This window comes from Microbacterium sp. P26, assembly GCF_023712585.1.
In the GTDB taxonomy this organism is placed as follows: domain Bacteria; phylum Actinomycetota; class Actinomycetes; order Actinomycetales; family Microbacteriaceae; genus Microbacterium; species Microbacterium algihabitans_A.
In genome coordinates, this window is the sequence record NZ_JAMAXZ010000001.1 from 679274 (window position 1) to 698950 (window position 19677).

Annotated in this window: 27 protein-coding genes; 9 read left to right on the forward strand and 18 right to left on the reverse strand. The window is 68.9% G+C overall.

Features of this window, described 5'->3' with window-relative positions:
* Positions 1-147: 147 nt before the first annotated feature.
* The 4 genes from purH to M3667_RS03155 form a co-directional block, all read right to left on the reverse strand.
* The gene (gene purH, locus M3667_RS03140; RefSeq protein ID WP_251504779.1) at positions 148-1758 is read right to left on the reverse strand and encodes a bifunctional phosphoribosylaminoimidazolecarboxamide formyltransferase/IMP cyclohydrolase; all 1611 of its coding nucleotides are present in this window, start codon (positions 1756-1758) and stop codon (positions 148-150) included.
* A 63-nt stretch (positions 1759-1821) separates the two neighbouring features.
* Positions 1822-2421: a phosphoribosylglycinamide formyltransferase gene (gene purN, locus M3667_RS03145; RefSeq protein WP_251504781.1), complete on the reverse strand. Its 600-nt coding sequence runs from the start codon at positions 2419-2421 to the stop codon at positions 1822-1824.
* A gap of 42 nt (positions 2422-2463) precedes the next feature.
* On the reverse strand, positions 2464-3972 hold the full coding sequence (locus M3667_RS03150; RefSeq protein ID WP_251504783.1) for a DUF6350 family protein: 1509 nt from the start codon (positions 3970-3972) through the stop codon (positions 2464-2466).
* Between the two features lie 126 nt (positions 3973-4098).
* On the reverse strand, positions 4099-4536 hold the full coding sequence (locus tag M3667_RS03155; protein ID WP_251504785.1) for a nitroreductase family deazaflavin-dependent oxidoreductase: 438 nt from the start codon (positions 4534-4536) through the stop codon (positions 4099-4101).
* 67 nt (positions 4537-4603) lie between these two features.
* Between M3667_RS03155 and M3667_RS03160 the strand changes: the two genes are divergently transcribed.
* Positions 4604-6055, forward strand: coding sequence for an NCS2 family permease (locus M3667_RS03160; RefSeq protein WP_251504787.1), 1452 nt, complete (start codon positions 4604-4606; stop codon positions 6053-6055).
* Between the two features lie 278 nt (positions 6056-6333).
* On the opposite strand, the gene sucD is transcribed toward M3667_RS03160, so the two are convergent.
* The 4 genes from sucD to M3667_RS03180 all read right to left on the reverse strand — a co-directional run bounded on the left by sucD (position 6334) and on the right by M3667_RS03180 (position 9278).
* Entirely contained in the window at positions 6334-7236 is a 903-nt protein-coding gene (gene sucD, locus M3667_RS03165; RefSeq protein ID WP_251504789.1) for a succinate--CoA ligase subunit alpha, read from the reverse strand.
* Between the two features lie 35 nt (positions 7237-7271).
* Positions 7272-8435 carry an ADP-forming succinate--CoA ligase subunit beta gene (gene sucC / locus M3667_RS03170; RefSeq protein ID WP_251504791.1) on the reverse strand — a complete coding sequence of 388 codons (1164 nt, stop codon included), beginning with the start codon at positions 8433-8435 and terminating at the stop codon, positions 7272-7274.
* A 201-nt stretch (positions 8436-8636) separates the two neighbouring features.
* Positions 8637-8831, reverse strand: a complete 195-nt coding sequence (locus M3667_RS03175; protein WP_251504793.1) for a hypothetical protein — start codon at positions 8829-8831, stop codon at positions 8637-8639.
* 54 nt (positions 8832-8885) lie between these two features.
* A complete protein-coding gene (locus tag M3667_RS03180) occupies positions 8886-9278 on the reverse strand; it encodes a VOC family protein (RefSeq protein WP_251504795.1) in 393 nt (130 codons plus the stop codon).
* Positions 9279-9331: 53 nt separating this feature from the next.
* Between M3667_RS03180 and M3667_RS03185 the strand changes: the two genes are divergently transcribed.
* A complete protein-coding gene (locus M3667_RS03185) occupies positions 9332-9739 on the forward strand; it encodes a RidA family protein (RefSeq protein ID WP_251504797.1) in 408 nt (135 codons plus the stop codon).
* A gap of 9 nt (positions 9740-9748) precedes the next feature.
* Here the strand turns inward: M3667_RS03185 and M3667_RS03190 are convergent, their stop codons facing one another.
* Genes M3667_RS03190 through M3667_RS16950 form a run of 3 tightly spaced genes read right to left on the reverse strand, consistent with a single transcriptional unit; the run spans position 9749 to position 11918 of the window.
* Positions 9749-10156: an ASCH domain-containing protein gene (locus M3667_RS03190; protein ID WP_251504799.1), complete on the reverse strand. Its 408-nt coding sequence runs from the start codon at positions 10154-10156 to the stop codon at positions 9749-9751.
* Positions 10156-10758, reverse strand: a complete 603-nt coding sequence (locus tag M3667_RS03195) for a DNA-binding response regulator (RefSeq protein ID WP_154096107.1) — start codon at positions 10756-10758, stop codon at positions 10156-10158. The genes M3667_RS03190 and M3667_RS03195 overlap by 1 nt, the downstream gene beginning before the upstream one ends.
* Positions 10755-11918, reverse strand: coding sequence for a histidine kinase (locus tag M3667_RS16950; RefSeq protein ID WP_251504801.1), 1164 nt, complete (start codon positions 11916-11918; stop codon positions 10755-10757). Before M3667_RS16950 ends, M3667_RS03195 begins: the two co-directional genes overlap by 4 nt.
* Positions 11919-12070: 152 nt before the next feature.
* On the opposite strand from M3667_RS16950, the gene M3667_RS03205 reads away from it, so the two are divergent.
* Positions 12071-12571: a small multidrug efflux protein gene (locus M3667_RS03205; protein WP_251504804.1), complete on the forward strand. Its 501-nt coding sequence runs from the start codon at positions 12071-12073 to the stop codon at positions 12569-12571.
* Between the two features lie 43 nt (positions 12572-12614).
* Here M3667_RS03205 and M3667_RS03210 read toward each other — a convergent pair whose 3' ends face one another.
* Entirely contained in the window at positions 12615-13175 is a 561-nt protein-coding gene (locus tag M3667_RS03210) for a hypothetical protein (protein ID WP_251504806.1), read from the reverse strand.
* A gap of 9 nt (positions 13176-13184) precedes the next feature.
* Positions 13185-13760 (reverse strand): hypothetical protein, encoded by a 576-nt coding sequence (locus M3667_RS03215; protein ID WP_251504808.1) that lies wholly within the window; start codon positions 13758-13760, stop codon positions 13185-13187.
* Between the two features lie 100 nt (positions 13761-13860).
* Here M3667_RS03215 and M3667_RS03220 point away from each other — a divergent pair, with 100 nt between their 5' ends.
* The gene (locus M3667_RS03220) at positions 13861-14226 is read left to right on the forward strand and encodes a hypothetical protein (RefSeq protein ID WP_251504811.1); all 366 of its coding nucleotides are present in this window, start codon (positions 13861-13863) and stop codon (positions 14224-14226) included.
* Between the two features lie 24 nt (positions 14227-14250).
* Here M3667_RS03220 and M3667_RS03225 read toward each other — a convergent pair whose 3' ends face one another.
* The 5 genes from M3667_RS03225 to M3667_RS03245 all read right to left on the reverse strand — a co-directional run bounded on the left by M3667_RS03225 (position 14251) and on the right by M3667_RS03245 (position 16410).
* Positions 14251-14733: a nucleoside deaminase gene (locus M3667_RS03225; RefSeq protein WP_251504813.1), complete on the reverse strand. Its 483-nt coding sequence runs from the start codon at positions 14731-14733 to the stop codon at positions 14251-14253.
* Positions 14730-14960, reverse strand: a complete 231-nt coding sequence (locus M3667_RS03230; RefSeq protein WP_251504817.1) for a hypothetical protein — start codon at positions 14958-14960, stop codon at positions 14730-14732. Before M3667_RS03230 ends, M3667_RS03225 begins: the two co-directional genes overlap by 4 nt.
* A 180-nt stretch (positions 14961-15140) precedes the next feature.
* Entirely contained in the window at positions 15141-15560 is a 420-nt protein-coding gene (locus M3667_RS03235) for a hypothetical protein (RefSeq protein WP_251504820.1), read from the reverse strand.
* A gap of 138 nt (positions 15561-15698) precedes the next feature.
* A complete protein-coding gene (locus tag M3667_RS03240) occupies positions 15699-16007 on the reverse strand; it encodes a putative quinol monooxygenase (RefSeq protein ID WP_251504823.1) in 309 nt (102 codons plus the stop codon).
* A gap of 130 nt (positions 16008-16137) precedes the next feature.
* The gene (locus tag M3667_RS03245; RefSeq protein ID WP_251504827.1) at positions 16138-16410 is read right to left on the reverse strand and encodes a hypothetical protein; all 273 of its coding nucleotides are present in this window, start codon (positions 16408-16410) and stop codon (positions 16138-16140) included.
* Between the two features lie 259 nt (positions 16411-16669).
* On the opposite strand from M3667_RS03245, the gene M3667_RS03250 reads away from it, so the two are divergent.
* The 5 genes from M3667_RS03250 to M3667_RS03270 all read left to right on the forward strand — a co-directional run bounded on the left by M3667_RS03250 (position 16670) and on the right by M3667_RS03270 (position 19675).
* A complete protein-coding gene (locus tag M3667_RS03250) occupies positions 16670-17764 on the forward strand; it encodes a type I restriction enzyme HsdR N-terminal domain-containing protein (protein WP_251505071.1) in 1095 nt (364 codons plus the stop codon).
* Between the two features lie 70 nt (positions 17765-17834).
* Positions 17835-18338: a hypothetical protein gene (locus M3667_RS03255; protein ID WP_251504830.1), complete on the forward strand. Its 504-nt coding sequence runs from the start codon at positions 17835-17837 to the stop codon at positions 18336-18338.
* Between the two features lie 55 nt (positions 18339-18393).
* Positions 18394-18753, forward strand: coding sequence for a hypothetical protein (locus tag M3667_RS03260; protein WP_251504832.1), 360 nt, complete (start codon positions 18394-18396; stop codon positions 18751-18753).
* Positions 18750-19013, forward strand: a complete 264-nt coding sequence (locus tag M3667_RS03265; RefSeq protein WP_251504835.1) for a DUF1653 domain-containing protein — start codon at positions 18750-18752, stop codon at positions 19011-19013. The genes M3667_RS03260 and M3667_RS03265 overlap by 4 nt, the downstream gene beginning before the upstream one ends.
* 59 nt (positions 19014-19072) lie before the next feature.
* Positions 19073-19675: a hypothetical protein gene (locus M3667_RS03270; RefSeq protein ID WP_251504838.1), complete on the forward strand. Its 603-nt coding sequence runs from the start codon at positions 19073-19075 to the stop codon at positions 19673-19675.
* Positions 19676-19677 lie beyond the last annotated feature (2 nt).

Here is a 19677-nt window from a genome sequence, read left to right on the forward strand (position 1 = left end):
CCGAACGACGAAACGCGCCCCAAACCGCACCCCGCGAACCCACGCAACGCCAGGCTCCCGCAGCGCCAGACCCACGCCCGCACCCACCCCCGAACACCGCACCGCCCCCGCGACCGAGGTCACGAGGGCGGCGCGAAGCGCGACGGCTCAGTGGAAGAAGTGACGCTCTCCCGTGAAGAACATCGTGACGCCGGCGGCGCGCGCGGCGTCGACGACCTCGGCATCCCGAACCGATCCACCGGGCTGGATGATCGCCGAGATCCCGGCGTCGATCAGCACCTGCGGCCCGTCGGCGAAGGGGAAGAACGCGTCGGATGCCGCGACCGAACCGGCAGCACGGTCGCCGGCTCGCTCGACGGCGAGGCGGCACGAGTCGACGCGGTTGACCTGGCCCATGCCGATGCCGACGGTGGCCGAGGCCTGCGCGAGCACGATGGCGTTGGACTTCACGGCGCGGCACGACTTCCACGCGAAGATGAGGCTCTCCATGTCGGCCTCGGCGGGACGCTCGCCCGAGACGAGCTCCCAGTTCTTCGCGACCGACTCGATGTCGTCGGGGAAGCGGTCGGCGTCCTGCAGCAGCAGTCCGCCCGAGACCAGGCGGACGTCCATCGACTCCTGCGTCCAGTCGGCGGGCAGGCGCAGCACGCGCAGGTTCTTCTTGAGCTTGAACACTTCGAGCGCTTCGGGCTCGAAGTCGGGCGCGATGATCACCTCGGTGAAGATGTCGCGCAGGTTCTCGGCCATCTTGAGCGTCACGGTGCGGTTCGCGGCGATCACTCCGCCGAAGGCCGACACGGGGTCGCACTCGTGGGCGCGCAGGTGCGCCGAGGCGATCGGGTCGAGCGCGTTGGGGGCGGCGACGGCGATGCCGCAGGGGTTGGCGTGCTTGATGATCGCCACGGCGGGCTTGACCATGTCGAACGCGGCGCGCAGGGCGGCGTCGGCGTCGACGTAGTTGTTGTACGACATCTCCTTGCCCTGCAGCTGCGTGGCCTGGGCGATGCCGTGCCCGCCGACGCGCGTGTAGATCGCGGCGCGCTGGTGCGAGTTCTCGCCGTAGCGCAGGGTCGACTGGCGCTCGGCCTGGATGGTGAGGTGCGCGGGCAGGTCGATGTCGTCGCCGAGCGTGCCCTCGGCGAACCAGGTCGACACGGCGGTGTCGTAGGCGGCGGTGTGCGAGAAGGCGCGGGCGGCGAGCTCGCGGCGCTGCACGAGGGTGGTGCCGCCCTGCGTCTGCACGGCGTCGATGATCGCGGGGTACGACTCGGGCGAGACGACGATGGCGACATTGGCGTGGTTCTTCGCCGAGGCGCGGACCATCGCGGGGCCGCCGATGTCGATCTGCTCGACGACGTCGTCGCCCTCGGCTCCGGATGCCACGGTCTCGACGAACGGGTAGAGGTTGACGACGACGAGTTCGAAGGGGCGGATGCCGAGTTCGTCGAGCTGCGCTTCGTGCGAGGCCAGGCGCAGGTCGGCGAGAAGACCGGCGTGCACGTTGGGGTGCAGGGTCTTCACGCGGCCGTCGAGCGACTCGGGGAATCCGGTCACGGCCGAGACGTCGGTGACCTCGAGGCCGGCGTCGCGCAGCAGCGTGGCCGAGCCGCCGGTCGAGACGATCTCGACGCCGGCTGCGGCGAGGGCTTCACCGAGCTGCAGCAGGCCGGTCTTGTCGCTGACCGACACGAGGGCGCGGCGGATCGGGACGATGTCGCGGGGACGGTAGTCGGCGGGGTCGTGGCGGGGTCCGGCCATGGCTTTCGGCTCCTGTGTCTCGAGTCGGGTTCGTCCGCAGCGGGCGAGCGCCCGCCGCGCGGGTCAGGCGGTTCGGGATGCCGCGGCGGCGAGGTCGAGCTCGCCCTCGGCGATGCGGCGCACGACGTCGATGAGCAGACGTCGTTCGACGGGCTTGATGCGCTCGTGCAGGGTGTCTTCGGTGTCGCCGGGCAGCACCGGGATGCGCTCCTGCGCGAGGATCGGCCCGGTGTCGACGCCGGAGTCGACAACGATGACGCTCGCTCCGGTCTGCTCGACGCCGGCGGCGAGGGCGTCGCGCACGCCGTGGGCTCCGGGGAACTCGGGCAGGTACGCGGGGTGGGTGTTGATGATGCGGGGTTCCCACGCGGCGACGAGGTCGGCCGGCAGCAGGCGCATCAGTCCGCTCAGCACGACGAGGTCGGGATTCCACACGGCCAGCTGCGCACCCAGTTCGGCGCCCCACTCTCCGCGGCTCTCGAACGAGTCGTACGCGACAAGGAAGCTCGGGATGCCGAAGTGCTCGGCGTGGGCGAAGCCGTCGGCTTCGCGATCGGCACCGACCACCACCACGCGCGCCGGAAAGTCGGGGGCGGATGCCGCCTCGAGCAGGGCGCGGAGGTTGGAGCCGGTGCCGGAGATGAGGACGGCGACCGTGAGCACGCGCTCAGTCTACGCAGGTGGGTCGGAGCACGCCGAAGCGGGTCAGCGGTCGTCGCGGTGGTCGTCCCGGTCGGCCGAGCCCCACGCCGCGCGGATGCGGGCACGCTCCTCGTCGGTGAGGCCGACATCGGTGCGCTCGGGCGCCGCGGCGGACGAGGTGCTCGGGCGGGCGGCATCCGGTTCGGCGAAGGTTCGGGGCCACACGTCGGAGGCGATGCCGGTTCCTGGCGCCGCGAGCACGGGAGCGGGGCCGGTCGCGTGCTCGTCGTGGTCGAACGCGGTGCGCGCGCGGGGGGCCGGGACGAACGCGGGAGTCTCGTCGCGGTGTTCGACGGCCTCGACCGGGGCGTCTCCGCCGACGCGGGGACCGAGCAGCATGATCGCGAGGCCGACGAGCACTTCGAGGCCGAGCGCGAGCGCGAGGGGGCCGGGCTGGGGGCCGGTCTCGACGAGTCGTCCGGGCCCAATGGCCCCGCTCGAGAGCACCGCGGCCAGCGCACCGGCCCCGCCGGTGAGCACCGCGACGCTGAGGGCGACGACCAGCCGGGGCGCGACGGGTTCGTGGTCGTCGTGCAGCGGCATCCGGGATCGCAGGATCCATCCGGTCAGCGCGCCGACCGCGACGGGCAGCAGCACGAGCAGCAGCAGCCACGACGAGGTGGTGTCAGGGACCGCGCCGAGCACCGGGATGCCGGGGAGCGCGCCGACCTGCGTTGCCGCCGGCGTCACGGCGGTGTCGGTGCCGAGCGCGAAGCCCGGGCCGGCCGTGAACGACAGCGCCCACAGCACGAGCGTCGGCAGGTACATGAGCTGCCCGAGGGCGATGACGGTCGCGCCGAGGGCGTCGGCGTTGCTCGCTTGGAACAGCCCGATCACCTGCGTCGAGCGCGCGACGAGGCCCACGACGACGATCACCGAGGCGATGGCCACGAGTCCGAGCGCGGTGACGGCGAAGCCCCGCAGGATCAGGACGGGCACGCGGGCCCAGTCCCGCGGCATCCGCGCGATCCATCCCCGCACGGCGTCGACGGGGCCGTCGTCACCGACGCGCCAGGCCCCGAGCACCGCGCCGATGCACGCGGGGACGACGAAGAACAGCGACGGCAGGAGGATCGAGAGCCAGGTGTCGGATGCCACGAGCGCGGCGTTCGAGGTCAGGGCGACGACCGTGGTCAGGGCGGTGAAGACCACCGATCCCGACAGCCAGCCGGTGAGCGCTGCTCCCGCTTCCCCGGCGCGGACGCCCGAGCGCGCAGCGAACAGCGCGGTGAAGGCGGCGAAGGCGAGAGGGGCGAGCGACAGCGTGAAGGTCGCGAACGACGGGTCTATGCCAGTCGCCGCGAGATACGTGTCGGGCAGGGTGAGCGTGACCGGCACGAGGTGGCCGAGGTGCCACACCGCGGCCGACGCCGGCCACAGGGCCGACCAATCGGGATTTCCGATGCCGAACACCCACAGCAGGGTGAGAGGTGCGAGCACCACGGCGATACCGCCCGCGGCGGCCAGGACGGCGTCGAGAGCGGCCAGAAGGGCGACAAGAAGGCGATGCATGGGCGAGAGGAACCCTACCCGCGCGTCCTTCGACCGCCGCTCAGGCGCGGCGGGAGTCGCGTGGGGGGTCCGAAACTGTCGCCGTATCGAGCGCCACGCGACAGAAGATGACCCCCCACGCGCGTCTCAGTCGACCGGCTCCAGCACGAACAGCTCGATGCGGCGGTCGGTTTTCTTCTGGTACTCGTCGTAGTCGGGCCAGACCTCGGTCGCGTAGCCCCACCACTCCTCGCGCTCGGCACCCTCGGCCTGGTGCGCGTCGTACTCCTTCTTCACGTCGCCGTCCTGCAGGGCGACGCGAGGGTTCTTCACGAGGTTGTAGAACCACGCGGGGTGCTCCGGGGCGCCGCCCTTCGAGGCCACGACCGCGTACTTCCCGTCGTGTTCGACGCGCATCAGCGCGGTCTTGCGCAGGCCGCCCGTTTTGGCGCCGACGGTGGTGAGGACGATGATGGGTACGCCCCGCATGTCGGCGGACTCCTTGCCCCCCGTGGCTTCGAACGTTTCCGCCTGCTGACGGGCCCATTCGCTGGTGCTGGGTAGATACTCTCCTGAGAGTGACATAGCTCACACGATACGTCGGCGTCTTCCCCTCCGGTCTAGCCCCTCCCCCCTTTTTCCTGGAGCCTTCATGAGCGCTTCTGCTCCCGAGACCACGACCGTTCCCGCCCCGAAGAACCGTCTCGACAAGTTCTTCGAGATCACCGCGCGCGGCTCGACCGTCGGCGCCGAGGTGCGCGGCGGCGTGGTCACCTTCGTGACGATGGCCTACATCGTCATCCTCAACCCGATCATCCTGTCGGGCACGCCCGACGTCGCCGGCAACGCCCTCGGCTTCACGCAGGTCGCCGCGGTCACCGCGCTCACCGCGGGCGTCATGACGATGCTCTTCGGCCTCGTGACCCGGCTGCCGTTCGCCTTCGCCGCGGGTCTGGGCATCAACTCGTTCCTCGCGGTCGGCATCGTGGGCGAGGTCACCTGGCCCGAGGCCATGGGACTCGTCGTCGTCAACGGCCTGATCATCGTGCTGCTCGCCGTCACGGGCCTGCGCCGCATGATCTTCGAGGCGGTGCCCCTCGCCTTGAAGACGGCGATCACGGTCGGCATCGGCCTGTTCATCGCCTTCATCGGCTTCGTCGACAGCGGCCTCGTCACCTCCACCGGCCTGAGCTCTCCCCCGGTGGGCCTCGGCGTCGGCGGCTCGATCGCCACGATCCCGACCGCCCTGTTCGTGCTGACCCTCGTCATCACCGCCGTGCTGCTCGTGCGCAAGGTCAAGGCCGCGCTGTTGATCGGTCTGCTCTCGGGCACCGTCATCGCCGTGATCGTCGAGGCGGTCGCGGGTCTCGGCGCGAAGGCCGACGGCAACGCCGGCGGCTGGGGTCTGACCGTGCCGACCCTCCCCGCGCAGTGGGTGAGCCTTCCCGACCTCTCTCTCGTCGGCCAGGTCGACCTGGCCGGATCGTTCGGCCGCATCGGCATCCTCGCCGCCCTCATGCTGGTGTTCACGCTCGTGTTCACGAACTTCTTCGACGCGATGGGCACCATGACCGGCCTGTCGCGCGAGGCGGGACTCGCGGCCCCCGACGGCACCTTCCCCCGCTTGCGCTCGGCGCTGGTGATCGAGGGCATCGGCGCTGTCGCCGGAGGCGCGACCTCGTCGTCGTCGAACACGGTGTTCATCGAGTCCGGCTCCGGCATCGGCGAGGGCGCCCGCACGGGCCTCGCCAACGTCGTGACCGGCGCGCTGTTCCTGCTGGCGATGTTCTTCACACCCCTGACCAGCATCGTGCCGAGCGAGATCGCCGCCGCGGCCCTGGTCATCGTCGGTGCGCTGATGATGGCGCAGATCCGCCACGTCGACCTCTCCGACCTGTCGGTGCTGATCCCGGTGTTCCTCACGGTCACGGTCATGCCGCTGACCTACTCGATCGCCAACGGCATCGGTGCGGGCTTCGTCAGCTGGGTGCTGATCCAGGCTCTGTCGGGTCGCGCGCGTCGGATCAGCCCTCTGCTGTGGATCGTCGCCGCCGGCTTCGTGGTCTTCTTCGCCCGTGGCCCGGTCGAGGCTCTGCTCGGCTGACGTCCGCTTCTCTCGAAGGGGTCCGGATGCCACGGCATCCGGGCCCTTTTCCGTCGCTGTCGCAGGGCGGGGCGCGCGGCAACCGCCCCGCCGCACCGAAGCCGCACCCGTGTGCTCAGACCGCACCCGTTTGCCGCCCATCCGATACGTCCTCGGCGACCGAGTGCGTCCTCACGCGGTCCGCGCCGCCGCCCGACGCGCAACCGCCCGGCCCGCATACGCCGAACACGCGAAAGGGCCCGGATGCCATGGCATCCGGGCCCCGAAGAGAGTGCTGCTTACAGGCTCTCGATGATCTCGCGCATCAGGGCGGCAGCCTCGGACGGCGTCTTGCCGACCTTGACGCCGGCGGCCTCGAGGGCCTCCTTCTTCGCCTGGGCGGTACCGGCCGAGCCGGAGACGATGGCGCCGGCGTGGCCCATGGTCTTACCCTCGGGAGCGGTGAAGCCGGCGACGTAGCCGACGACCGGCTTGGTCACGTGGGCCTTGATGAAGTCGGCGGCGCGCTCTTCGGCGTCTCCACCGATCTCACCGATCATGACGATGGCCTTGGTCTCGGGGTCGGCCTCGAACGCCGCAAGGGCGTCGATGTGCGTGGTGCCGATGACCGGGTCGCCGCCGATGCCGATGGCGGTCGAGAAACCGAGGTCGCGCAGCTCGAACATCATCTGGTAGGTCAGGGTGCCCGACTTCGACACGAGGCCGATGGGTCCCTTGCCGGTGATATTCGCGGGCGTGATGCCCACGAGCGCCTCGCCGGGCGTGATGATGCCGGGGCAGTTCGGGCCGATGATGCGGGTCTTCTCGCCCTTGGCCTTCGAGTACGCCCATGCCTCGGCGGTGTCGCCGACGGGAACGCCCTCGGTGATCACGACGAGCAGGGGGATCTCGGCATCGATGGCCTCGACCATCGCGTCCTTCGTGAAGGCCGGGGGCACGAACGCGATCGACACGTCGGCGCCGGTCTCGCGGATGGCCTCTTCGACCGACGCGAAGACGGGCAGCTCGACGTCGTTGCCCGACGCGTCCTTGTGCGAGACCGTGGTGCCGGCCTTGCGGGCGTTCACGCCACCGACGACCTGGGTGCCGGCCTTGAGCATGAGGGCGGTGTGCTTGGTGCCCTCACCGCCGGTGATGCCCTGGACGATGACCTTGGAGTCCTTATTGAGGTAGATAGACATGTTCTCTTTATCCGGTCCCTGAGCTTGTCGAAGGGTTAGGCGTTGGCCAGTTCGGCGGCCTTGTCGGCGCCCTCGTCCATACCGGCGGCGAGGGTGACGAGCGGGTGGTTGGCGGCGGCGAGGATCTGGCGACCCTCTTCGACCTGGTTGCCGTCGAGGCGCACGACGAGAGGCTTGGTGGCGGTGTCACCGAGGATCTCGAGGGCCTTGACGATGCCCTCGGCCACGGCGACGCACGAGGTGATGCCACCGAAGACGTTGACGAAGACGCTCTTGACCTGCTCGTCGCCGAGGATGACGTCGAGGCCGGCGGCCATCACGGTCGCCGAGGCGCCGCCGCCGATGTCGAGGAAGTTGGCGGGCTTGACGCCGTTGTGCTTCTCACCGGCGTACGCGACGACGTCGAGGGTCGACATGACCAGGCCCGCGCCGTTGCCGATGATGCCGACCTGACCGTCGAGCTTGACGTAGTTGAGGTCGTGCTGCTTGGCCTTGGCCTCGAGCGGGTCGGCGGCGTCCTTGTCTTCGAGCGCCTCGTGGTCGGGGTGCCGGAAGCCGGCGTTCTCGTCGAGCGAGACCTTGCCGTCGAGGGCGATGATGTCGCCGTCTTCGCTCTGGATGAGGGGGTTCACCTCGACGAGCGTGGCGTCCTCGCCCTTGTAGACGTTGAAGAGCTTGACGAACACGTCGGCCACCTTGGGGGCCAGCTCGTCGTCGAACTTCGCGGCCTTGGCGATCTCGAGGGCCTTCTCGGGCGTGATGCCCTCGATCGGGTCGACCTCGATGCGCGCGAGCGCCTCGGGACGCTCGACGGCGAGCTCTTCGATCTCCATGCCGCCCTCGACGCTCGAGAGCGAGAGGTAGGAGCGGTTGGCGCGGTCGAGCAGCACCGAGAAGTAGAACTCCTTGGCGATGCGGGCGCCGGCGGCGACCATGACGCGCTTGACGACGTGACCCTTGATGTCGAGGCCGAGGATGGCCTGGGCCGCCTCGAACGCCTCGTCGGGGTTCTTCGCGACCTTCACGCCGCCGGCCTTGCCGCGGCCTCCGGTCTTGACCTGAGCCTTGACGACGACGACACCGCCGAGCTTCTCCGCGGCCGCCTTCGCCTCCTCAGGGGTGTCGGCGATGATGCCGGCGAGCACCGGCACCTCGTACTTTTCGAACAGGTCTCGCGCCTGGTACTCGTAGAGATCCACGGACAATCCTTCGCTGGCGATCGGTGGTGGGAGGAGGCGAACTCTCTCGATATCAAGAGATCTTCGCCAGTCGACAACCCTACTAGACGGGGCTGGAGACCCCCGACGCTTGCCCCTTCGATGGGAGGGAGTTGCCGGATGCCGCCGTGGCCGGCAGAACGCAGAACTCACGGTGACAGCGACGGCACCCGGGGCGCCGACTCACTTCTTCGGACGCATCACGAACCACGCGATGACCGCGCCGATGATCCCGAGGAACAGTCCGATCGAGACGCCGAACCCGACCCCGATCGAGGGCACGAGCAGTCCGATCAGCGGCCCGGCGATGATGCCGACAACCACCCCGATGATCACGTACCGCGCCAGCCCCGCGTCCCCCGCTGCGTTGTCCGCCATACCTCCGACCGTAGCGACGCCGGCGGGCGGGAGGCAGAGCTTGACGGATGCCGCTCACCCGGGGTTGTGCATGAATTCGATGCGGATGCCGTCGGCGTCTTCGACGAACGACGCGTAGTACGTCGGCGTGAACCGGGGGTACTCCTTGGGTTCGCGCACGGCCGTCCACCCGGCATCCAGCGCCAGGGCGTGCATGCGGTCGACCTCGGCGCGCGAGGCGACGGCGAACGCGAGGTGCTGCCACCCGACCCGCCCGTGTTCGTGGGGGCCGGATGCCGTGTCTCGGGCCGGCAGCACGATGAACTCGGTCTCGCCCTCGGTGTACCACGAGGCCCCGTTGCCGCCATCGGTGCGCTCGAGCCCGAGAGCGGTGAGGATCGGATCGAACTGCGCGATCGCGCGATCGACGTCGGAGACGCTGACACTCACGTGGTCGAAGAGGGGCATGCGCCTAGTCTGGCGAGGACCTCCGACATCGCCACCCCCGGGAGCCTCGAACCATGCCCTCCGCCGTGACCCTCATCCGTTCCGCATCGCTGTCGGATGCCGCCGAGTACGCCTACGCCGCCACCGCTCCGGCGAACGCCCGCCTCATCTTCCTTGCCGGCTCGTGCCCAATGAACGCCGACGGCTCGACCGCCGGCGTCGGTGACTACGCCGCGCAGGCCGCGAGCTGCATCGAGAACATGACGATCGCCCTGTGCGAGGCCGGGGCGACGATCACCGACGTGATCAGCACGCGCGTGCTCGTGGCATCCGCTCGCCAAGCCGATCTCGTCACGGCCTGGGAGGTCGTGCGCGACGCGTTCGGCGACCACGACGTGCCGAGCACGCTGATGGGCGTCACCGTCCTCGGCTACGACGACCAGCTGGTCGAGATCGAGGCGGTCGCCGCGGTCGTCGACTGACCGCGGGCGTCAGCCCACGACCACGAACCGCTCCAGCACCACCCGGGTGTCGTCGTCGATGGCGAAGTCCGCTCCCAGCTCGTCGCGCATGCCATCCGACGTCCAGAACCGCACGTGACCCTCGCGCCACTGCGCGACCGACGCGTACCCCTCCCCCTCGGCCAGGGCGTGGGCGAGGGGAACGTCCCGCAGGGCCACGACCTCGACCGCGGTCGTCTCGATGACGCACACCGGCTCACCGAGGGAGCCGATCACCACGCCACGCTCGCCGACGGCGGGCAGCGGGTCACCGGCGTCGGCGTACTCCCGCTCCAGCGAGCTCGTCGCCGTCTTCTCTCCCGCGCGGATCACCGCGACGATGCGGTCGCGACCGGGCCCGGGGAACATGAACTCGATCGGCGCCAGCTCGTCGTCCATCAGATCCATCCCCGCTCGCGCGCGTGGATCGTGGCCTGCTGCCTGCTCGCGAGCCCGAGCTTGCCGAGCACCGACGACACGTGGTTCCGCACCGTCCCCGCCGACAGGTGAAGGGATGCCGCGATCTCGGCGACCGTCTCCCCCCGGGCTCCCGCGCGCAGCACGTCGAGCTCGCGGTCGGTGAGGGGGCTGCGCTCGTCGCTCAGCGCGTCGGCGGCGATCTCGGGGTCGACGTAGCGCCGCCCGGCCGCGACCTCGCGGATCACCGCCGCCACGTCATCCGCGGGCCTCGATTTGGGCAGGAACCCGTCGACTCCCGCACCGAGCGCGCGCCGCAGCACTCCGGGTCGCGCGTGGCGCGTGACGATCACGCAGCGCGAGGCCACGCTTCGCAGGATCTTGGCGGCCGTGTCGACCCCGTCGAGCCCGGGCATCTCGAGATCGAGCAGGCACACGTCGGGCTTCAGCCGCTGCGCCTCGGTCACGGCGCTCTCGCCGTCGCGGCACTCGGCCACGACCTCGAGGTCGTCCTCCAGGCGCAGCAACGCGGCGAGCGCGGTGCGGATCATGTCTTCGTCGTCGGCGATGAGCACGCGGATCATGCGGGAACCTCCTCGGGCACGCGAACCGTCACGCGGAAGCGGTCGCCGAGCCGTGTGGCATCCACCGTCCCTCCCACCGATCCCACGCGTTCGGCGATGCCCGACAGCCCCGCCCCATCGCCGACGGGTGAGGCGGCACCGCGCGAGTCGTTCTCGACGACCAGCACCCAGGCGCCCTCGTGTCGGGCGAGCGAGAGCGAGGCCGAGACCCCGCCGCCGTGCTTGAGCACATTCGTCGTGGACTCTCGGACGACCGGTCCGAGCACATCGGCCGGCGCCCGATCGGCCTCGGTGTCCACCAGCAGATCGACGGTCAGCCCCGCCGCTCGCAACAGGTCGGCGGCGTTGGCGAGTTCGTCGGGAAGGGGCACTCCGCGGAAGCGCGCGGCCAGATCGCGCGTGCCGCGACGGGCTTCGTCGACGCTCGCGCGAGCCGCGCGAACCTGTTCGACGGCGGCATCCGGATCCCTCCCCATCATCTTCTCGGCGAGCTCGAGCTGCAGCGCGATCACCTGCAGGTGGTGGCCCTGCAGGTCGTGCAGGTCGCCGGCGAGGCGCAGGCGCTCTTGCGCGGCGGCGAGACGTCCCTCGGCGCGGCGAGCGCGGTCGAGTTCGCGCACGATGTCCCACCACCAGAGCGAGGTCGCGGTCAGGGGCGCGAGCATCGCGACGAACAGCGGCAGGGCGAAGCCGCTGACCTCGTATCCCGCGGGGTGGATGCGCGTGGCATCCACGAACCAGGCCGCCGCGATCACGGCGAGCAGCAGCACGACCAGACGCAGCCGGATGCCGTGCCTCCAGCGCACGAGACACATCGCCTGGGCGGTGAAGCCGACGCCGAGCAACAGCGATCCGGCACTGACGCCCATGAGCACCGCCGAGACGATGCCGAGAGCGACGAACGGCCACGCACGACGGCGGATCGCGTCGTCGCCATCGTCGAGCGGCTCACGGCGGTAGCGGATGAGCAACAGAACACCGGATGCCAATGACCCGGCCACCCCGATGAGGTTGAGCACGAATGCCGGCACGGTGCCGTCGACGAAGACGGCGAGCGACCAGATGAGAGCCGCGAACAGATGGAGGAACAGGATCGACGACGCCGTGTACCACCAGGTGACGCGCACGTCGCGGGCGTAGGTGGCGGTGGAGGTGCTCACCCCGGCCACTGTACGGCCGTGACATTCGTCACGGGTGGCCCGTCGCATCCTCCCGCGCAGTCATGACACCGCGACACTGCCGCAGAACGGCGCGGATCGATGGGATGGAATCACCGCGGAACACGCCGCGGACTCATCCCCCAGGAGAACTCATGTCGAACCCCGTCAGCGATCTCATCCTCGGTTTCCAGGGCCTCGTCTCCGATGTGCCCGAGTTCGTCCAGCCGCTCATCGTCGCCCTGGCCGGCGCCGTGCCCTTCATCGAGGGCGAGGGAGCCGCCGCGATCGGCATCATCGGCGGTATCCACCCCGTCGTCGCCGCGATCGCCGGCGCCGTGGGCAACCTCATCTGCGTCGCCGTCGTCGTGCTCGCCACCTCGCGCGTGCGCACCGCCGTCACCACCCGCCGCGGAGCCGCCGCGAAGCCCCCGACCGCGCGCCGCGAGAAGTTCGAGAAGGCCTACCACCGCTACGGAACCCCCGGCGTGAGCCTGCTCGGTCCCCTGCTGCTTCCGACGCAGTTCACGGCCGCCGCCCTCACCTCGACCGGCGTGCCCCCGCTGCGCGTGATCGCCTGGCAGGCTGCGGCGATCGTGCTGTGGACGACGGTGATCACGCTGATCATCACGGGCGTCATCCGCGCCGTGGCGTGAGGCCTGCGCCGGGGCCCCGCGCGGGGAGATCGCGGAGCCTGAGTCAGTCGTCGGCGAACGCGCGGTCGAGACCGATCGGCGCCCGCGGATCGCTCGAAGCGATCGCCCGCCGCACCCGCCGCGAGGCGCGCCACCACCCGTAGAGCACGCTGATGCCGGTCGCTGCCGCACTCGCCGGCGCGAACGGCGTCGTCAGCAGGTACGCGTCACCCGATGCGGCGCAGAACACCGCGATCGTCGCGGGCCCCACGAGCAGACCGAACACGGCCCACGCCGCCGCGTGGAAAGCCATCGATCGCCGGCGCCGCAGCGCCCGCGCGCACAGCCAGGCGAGCGGCATCCCGACGGCTGTGACGAGCAGCGAGACGCCCCCGCCGATCAGAGCCGTCCACAACAGCGAGGCGCCCAGTACCGACGCGGGGGTGAATGGGCTGCCCGCCGCATCGCCGCTGAATTCGAGCCCCGCGGTCACGGCGACGGCGGCGAGGAGCACGACCATGAACACCAGCCACGCGTGGCCGGCGCCGCGGATGATGTCGGGCCAGTGGGCGGTCATCGGTGCAGCGGTGTCGCGCCGCCGTCGACGGTCGTCGTCATCCCCCATTCCGCGAGCCTAGGGCGAGGACGGCGCGGGGGCGGGGTCGTCGTCGACGTGCGCGACAGCGCGAGCCTCGCCTGGCCGCAAGTCGGTCCCCTCGGCGATCTCTTCGCGTCTCGCGAGCTCCTCGCGGATGACCGCGTTCTTGCGCAGGCTGCGCGGGGTGGTGACGACGGAAACGACGAGCATCAGGATGAAGAATGCCGCAGCCAGGCTCCAGTACGGACTTCGAGTAAACGTGAGTGAGAGCGCGACAAGGGTGAACAATCCGAAGACGACCGGATTCAGCCATAGTGCGCGCTGAAGCTGCTGATGATGCCGTTCGATGATGGACCGCCATGCGACCACATCGATGTGGTCAGGAAGCCGTTCCGCTTTCAGCGCCTGCCTGATGCGCTCCAATTCACCGGCCCCGCCGGCGTCGCGTCGCGCACGTCTGGTGAAGAAGATGAACGCCACCGTCATCCCTGCGCCGAAGATGACCGCTCCGATAAGGCCCACCGCATAAGGCCGATCCGGGGTGGCCACCTGCCCGCTCGCGAAATAGACACCGCCGAGGACGACGAAGTAAATCGGGGCGAGAACCCACAAGGGCAACGTCCGCAGTCTGCGCATAAGCGATGGTCTCAGCCCGCACAGAAGTGAGGGGCGGACCTTCGTCGGGGTCGCCGCAGGCACTAGGTTGTCGCGGGTGAATGAAGACCAGTGGGGCGCCACAGAGGTGCTGCTGCTCGTCCTCAGTTCGAGCATCGCCGTCGCGTATCCGATCGTGACGCGCCGGAAGCTCGCCACTCCCACGCTGCTCCGCGAGCGCGTCCTGTTCTCGCCGCGCGGTGAGATCGTCGCCTGGACCGTGGTCCTCACCTGTTACGCAGTGATCTCCGGACTCCCCTTCGTACTGCTGGCCACGCGTTACCCATTTCTCTGGGGAGTGGTGGCTATGTCGATCAGCATGCTCGCGTCTGTCGCCTGGTACGTGGTCCTCTACCGGCGCATGATCATCGAGATGGAGCGAGAACTGATGTCTCGCTACTCGGCCCAACCAGACCCCGACTGACGCCCGCGAAGGTTCCCGCCCTGCTCAGCCCCAGAACCCGCGGTGCGTTTCCGCCGCCTCGTCCTCGAGGTGCGGCCCCGATACCGCGATCGCCCGCCCGCCGTGCGCGAAGACGTCTCGCGAGGGGAGGTCCAGGGCGGCGCCGTCGTCTTCTCCCCCGGCGATGTCGATGAGTCCGGTACCCGACAGGGCGTACACGACGCGGCCGATGCCCGCCCAGAAGATCGCCCCGCAGCACATCGCGCAGGGTTCGCACGACGTGAACAGAGTGGATGCCGACAGCTCAGCGGCATCCACCTCCTTCCACACCCGTCGAACGAGGTTCGTCTCCGCGTGACCCGTGACGTCGCGGTCGGTGAGCACGGTGTTCTCGGCCTCGATCACGCGACCCTCGCCCGTGACGAGCAGCGCACCGAACGGGTGATTGCCGTGCTCGCGCGCCGCGACCGACAGGTCGATGGCGCGGCGGAGGTGGGCGAGGTCGGTCGCGTCGATTGAGTCGGTCATGCAGTCGATGATGGTGGATCGATGTTTCGGGCGGTGGACGGATCCGGCGAGATCTCGACCACTGGCGCTAACCAGGCGTTGACGATGCGCGCCGCCTTCTGAATGTCGTACTCCGTTGAGTGCGAGGCGAAGAGGACTTTCGTCTTTCCTGATTGCAGGTGCACTCGAAGCGCGAAGAATTCCGCCGCGGGACGGTTCATCAGCATTCCGAGCAGCCATTCATGCACCCCCGTGACTCGAGCGCTCGTTACGGCCCTGACGTCATCTCTCGCGTAACGGCGATCAAGAAAGAACCCGTGAGTGATCAGGACGTCGGGTGTGAGCTCCGCTCCCCACCGCCCGATGCGGGCGGCGAGGGTCGCGACAACGACGAACCCAACGGAGTACGGAGCGATGAGCGATGGCATTCAGGGTGCCGGTTCCGGTTCGGTAAGCACCTCTATCAGCGGCCACGCGAGGAACACGAGGAGAAGACCGCTGATCGGCGCTGAGATGACATTCCAGAAGCGAAAGCGACGTCCGAGGGTCGAAAGAACGCCCACCGGTCGCCGCCCAACGCCCACGTCGGCAACGACAGACGTGGGCGGGTTCAAGAGCACGAAAACGCCGGCGGCCCACAGGCACACGAGAACGGCCGCGAGCGGTATATCGGGCCCGAAGCCCCAGCCGTCAACCGCGGAGATCGAGATGAAACGCAGAAGCAGCCACCCTCCTGCGCAGACGCCGATCATCGAATGAAGTGCTGAGTACCGATAGACGGCCGTCCACACCTGCGCCGAGACGATGTCGTTTCGGGGGCGGCGCGGACGGTCTGATCGGAGCGACATGGGGTGCAGAGTAGGGCCCCGACTTCCTACCGCCACCCAGGGGCGCGGGTGAATTCCGACCCCTCACATAATGAGCAAGCAGCACTCCTCGCGACCGCGCCCGCATTCAGAACAGAGCCCGGCGGAAAGCGCATGGCCTCATACGCGTTCGATGCCGACGGACACGAAGTGCCGCAACTCGAGCGGGCGCGACAAGAACCGCTCCTCGTCGGGGAACGTCACCGGGCTCCTGCGCCATTCCGGCCCCGCGTAGCCTTCGAGCGCGACCTCGTCGGCCCAGACGCTGACGTATTGAACGCGTCGCGCGTCCCCGTCGTCGACCAGCACCTCGTGCCGCAACATTCCCGGATACCGCGACGGAAATGACGACACGAGCTCGACCAGCCGCTCGACGAACTCGTCCTCGACGCCGTCCCGCAAGTGGGCTTCGGAAACGCGCACGATCATCCACCCGACGCTACAAACCCCGCGACGCCGCCGCCGCACGATGCATGCCACATTCCGCCGCATGAACGACAGGGGGCGGATGCCGTGGCCTCCCGCGATCAGCTCACGCGGTGACCCTCGCGCGGCAGGGTCATGCCCGGCGATCCGGCAGGTCGCGCGGGCGGCCGTCGTCGCCCTCCCCCGTCAGAACGGATCCGTAGACGGCGGGAAGGTCCGTCGAGGTGGACGGCGTCCATCCGTAGGCCGCGGACTCCGCCGCTCCAGCGTCCATCAGCGGACGCAGCGCGGAACGCATTGCCTCGCGCCCTCGCCGCCGGCGAACCAGCGCGATCGTGAGTCGCACGACGATGCCGACCGCGATGGCGGCCCAGAACACGTACTCGATCCATCCGAATGCGCCCATGCGTGGCCTCCCGTGTCGCCGCGGTGCGTGGGACCGCCGACGATACCCGCTCCCGTTCCTGCGAGAAAGAGACGGCAGGGGCGCTGCTCGTCCCAAGCTCCGAGACGCTCGCCCCGGCGCGGTCGATAACCGGATGCCAACGTTCTCTACCGGAATGGAACTGTCGGGCCGGATTGCGAAAACTACGCCCACTCCTCCACGCAATGAGAAGTGCCCGCGTGTGACGATCGGTCAAGCATTTCTTCAGCATGGGGGACCGATGGAGTTTCAAGACCGCCTCGCCGCGCTCGCAACCAAGGTGAGCAATCAGGCGTCCGCAATCGGCACTGAGGAGGCGACGAAGAACGCTTTCGTCATGCCCTTCATCTCGAGCATTCTGGGATACGACGTGTTCGATCCGCTCGAGGTCGTCCCCGAGTTCACCGCCGACGTGGGAATCAAAAAGGGCGAGAAGGTCGATTACGCGATCATGCGTGACGCCGAGGTTCAGATCCTCATCGAGTGCAAGGCTTCGACCGGCGCTCCCAAGATCGAACACGCCTCGCAGCTCTTCCGGTATTTCGCTACGACGAATGCCCGTATCGCCGCTCTGACAAACGGAGTGATCTGGCAATTCTTCACCGACCTCGACGCCCCGAACAAGATGGATGCCAAGCCGTTCCTTGTTCTGGACCTGCTCGACATCGACGACACGCTGATCCCCGAGGTCCAGAAGCTCAGTAAAGATAGCTTCGATCTGGATTCGATCATCAGCGCAGCTGAGGAACTCAAGTACGTCGGCGCTCTCAAGCGCGAGATTGCAGGGCAGTTCCGCGAGCCGAGCGATGAATGGATCAAGTTCTTCACGCAGCGGGTCTACGACGGCTCGTACACCGCAAAGGTTCGCGAGCAGTTCACCTCACTCGTGACCAAGGCATCGCGTCAGTTCCTCACCGAGAGCGTCAACGACCGTCTGAAGACGGCACTCGGAGCCGGTGCCGGCGTCGCAATCCCGGTGGCAGCGGAAACCACCGCGACGGTTTCGAGCGAGCCCGCCACGCAGGCGGACCTGGAACGCGACACCGAGATCGAGACGACGCTCGAGGAGCTCGAGGGCTACCAGATCGTCAAGGCCATCGCATGCGGAGAGACCAAGCCGCACCGTGTGACCCACCGCGACGCGAAGAGCTACTTCGCCGTGCTCCTCGACGACAACAACCGCAAGCCGATCGCGCGTCTGCATTTCAACGGACGGCAGAAGTATCTCGGTCTCCTGGATGAGCAGAAGGTCGAAACCCGGCACGCCATCGACGAGCTCGACGAGATCTACGAGCACGCCGACGCCATCCGCGAGGCCGTCGTCCGCTACCGGTGACGTCACACGCTTCGCGCGGCGTGAAGATCGTCCGTTCATGACCAGCTCCGCTTGCACCGAAAGAGCCTCGATGTCACGCGCCCGCCTTTTCCTCGCCGCAGCAACCATTGGTGCGGCTCTCGCCGCTGCAGGGTGCTCGTCCTCCCAGCCGGAGCAAGCGGAGGCCGCCCCGGCGGTGACCGTCACGGTCACTCCGACGGTCACGCCCACCCCGACCCCGGAAGCGCCTAGCGAAGCGCCCGTGTCGGACATCCAAGTCGCCGTGGACACCTTCGTCGGTGCACTCGATCGGCTGGGCATCGAGCACTCCGAGCCAGTGCGCGCCGAGGTGGGCGCCTCAGGCGCAAAGGCGCGGTTCGACATCACCATCAACGGCTACGAAGCCGGTATCAACGTCTTCCCCGACGCCGACACACTCGCGGCTTGGGGAAAGTTGAGCGACGCCTACGGCGGCATCTTCGTATCTTCAGGAACCGCGGCGCTTTCCCTCAACTCGAGCGAGGGGGTCGGGAACTCCGCGGAGATCGCCCCGGCCATCGCCGACGCGGTCAACGGCGAGACGCGCGGCGTCTGAGCGGCGGATCGACGCCCGGCAACCGCGCGGAAGGCCCGCCGTCTAGGCTCGACATATGACCTGCGCCGCTCGCCCCACGTACGACGAGATCTTCGAGTGGGTCACCGACTACGAGAAGCACGACAGCGTCGCCCACGCAACCGTGCACGTGCTCCGTCAGGAAGACCCCGAGCACCTCAACTCGGGCATGGTCGCGATCCACCTCAATCACGGTCCCGCGTCGATCTCGTTGAACGTCGACTGCGAGCGCACATGGACGGCGGCGCTCTCGGAGCGCTCCGGCGAGTTCCCCCTCTCGGGCGGCAACCTCATCGCCCTCGGCGAGGAGCTGTACACGACGGGCAAACTCTGCGAATACCTGCAGGCACGCACCGACGGAGCCCCCGACTCCGCGACCGAGGCCGCGCTGCGGTGACGCCCGACGACGCGGCGCCGGTCGAGATCGAACCCGGCGTCTACGAGCACTTCAAGGGCATGCGCTACGAGGTGTTCGGCACGGCGAGGCACTCCGAGACCGAAGAGGTTTTCGTGTCGTACCGCACGCTCTACGGCGACCACTCGTTCTGGGTGCGCCCGATCGCGATGTTCACCGAGCACGTCGAACGCGACGGATATTCCGGTCCGCGTTTCCGCCGCATCGCAGAGAGCCCGGATGCCGCTGAGCCGGGCGACTGAGCACGGACTCCGGTCGCGGGTTCCCTGCTCCCCCGCACCTCGCGTGCCAGAGTGACGACGTGAAACTGTATTCCGACTTCGCCGCGCAGCGTGCCCGTCAGATGACCGCCGACGTGGTCGCCCTCGCGCTCATCGCGCTCAGCGTCTCGGCGGGAGTCGCCGTCTTTGCCACCGTCGACCAGTTCTCGCAGCTGGGCCGCCAGATCCAGAGCACCGGCCTCGATTTCCGGGCATCGATGACCGACGTCGGCACCCGCCTGGGCGGTGTACCCCTCATCGGCGAGGGGATCAGCGCCCCGTTCGCCACGGCGAGCTCGGCGGGCGACACGCTCGCGGCCGTCGGTCAAACCCAGCAAGACCTCGTTCGCCAGGCGGCGATCGCGCTCGGTGTCGGCGTCGCGGCCCTCCCGATCCTGCTCATCCTTCTGATCTGGCTCCTCCCGCGACTCCGCTTCGCCATGCGCGCCACGCGCACCCGCGACCTCATCCGCGCCGGCGTCACCACCGATCTGCTGGCACTGCGCGCCCTCACCAATCAAAAGGTCGGAGCCATCACGAAGGTCGCCCCCGACGCGGTCACAGCGTGGCGACGGGGAGACGCCGAGGTGATGAATCGCCTTGCGGGACTCGAGCTGAGGTCGGTCGGCGTCCGGCCCCGATAAGC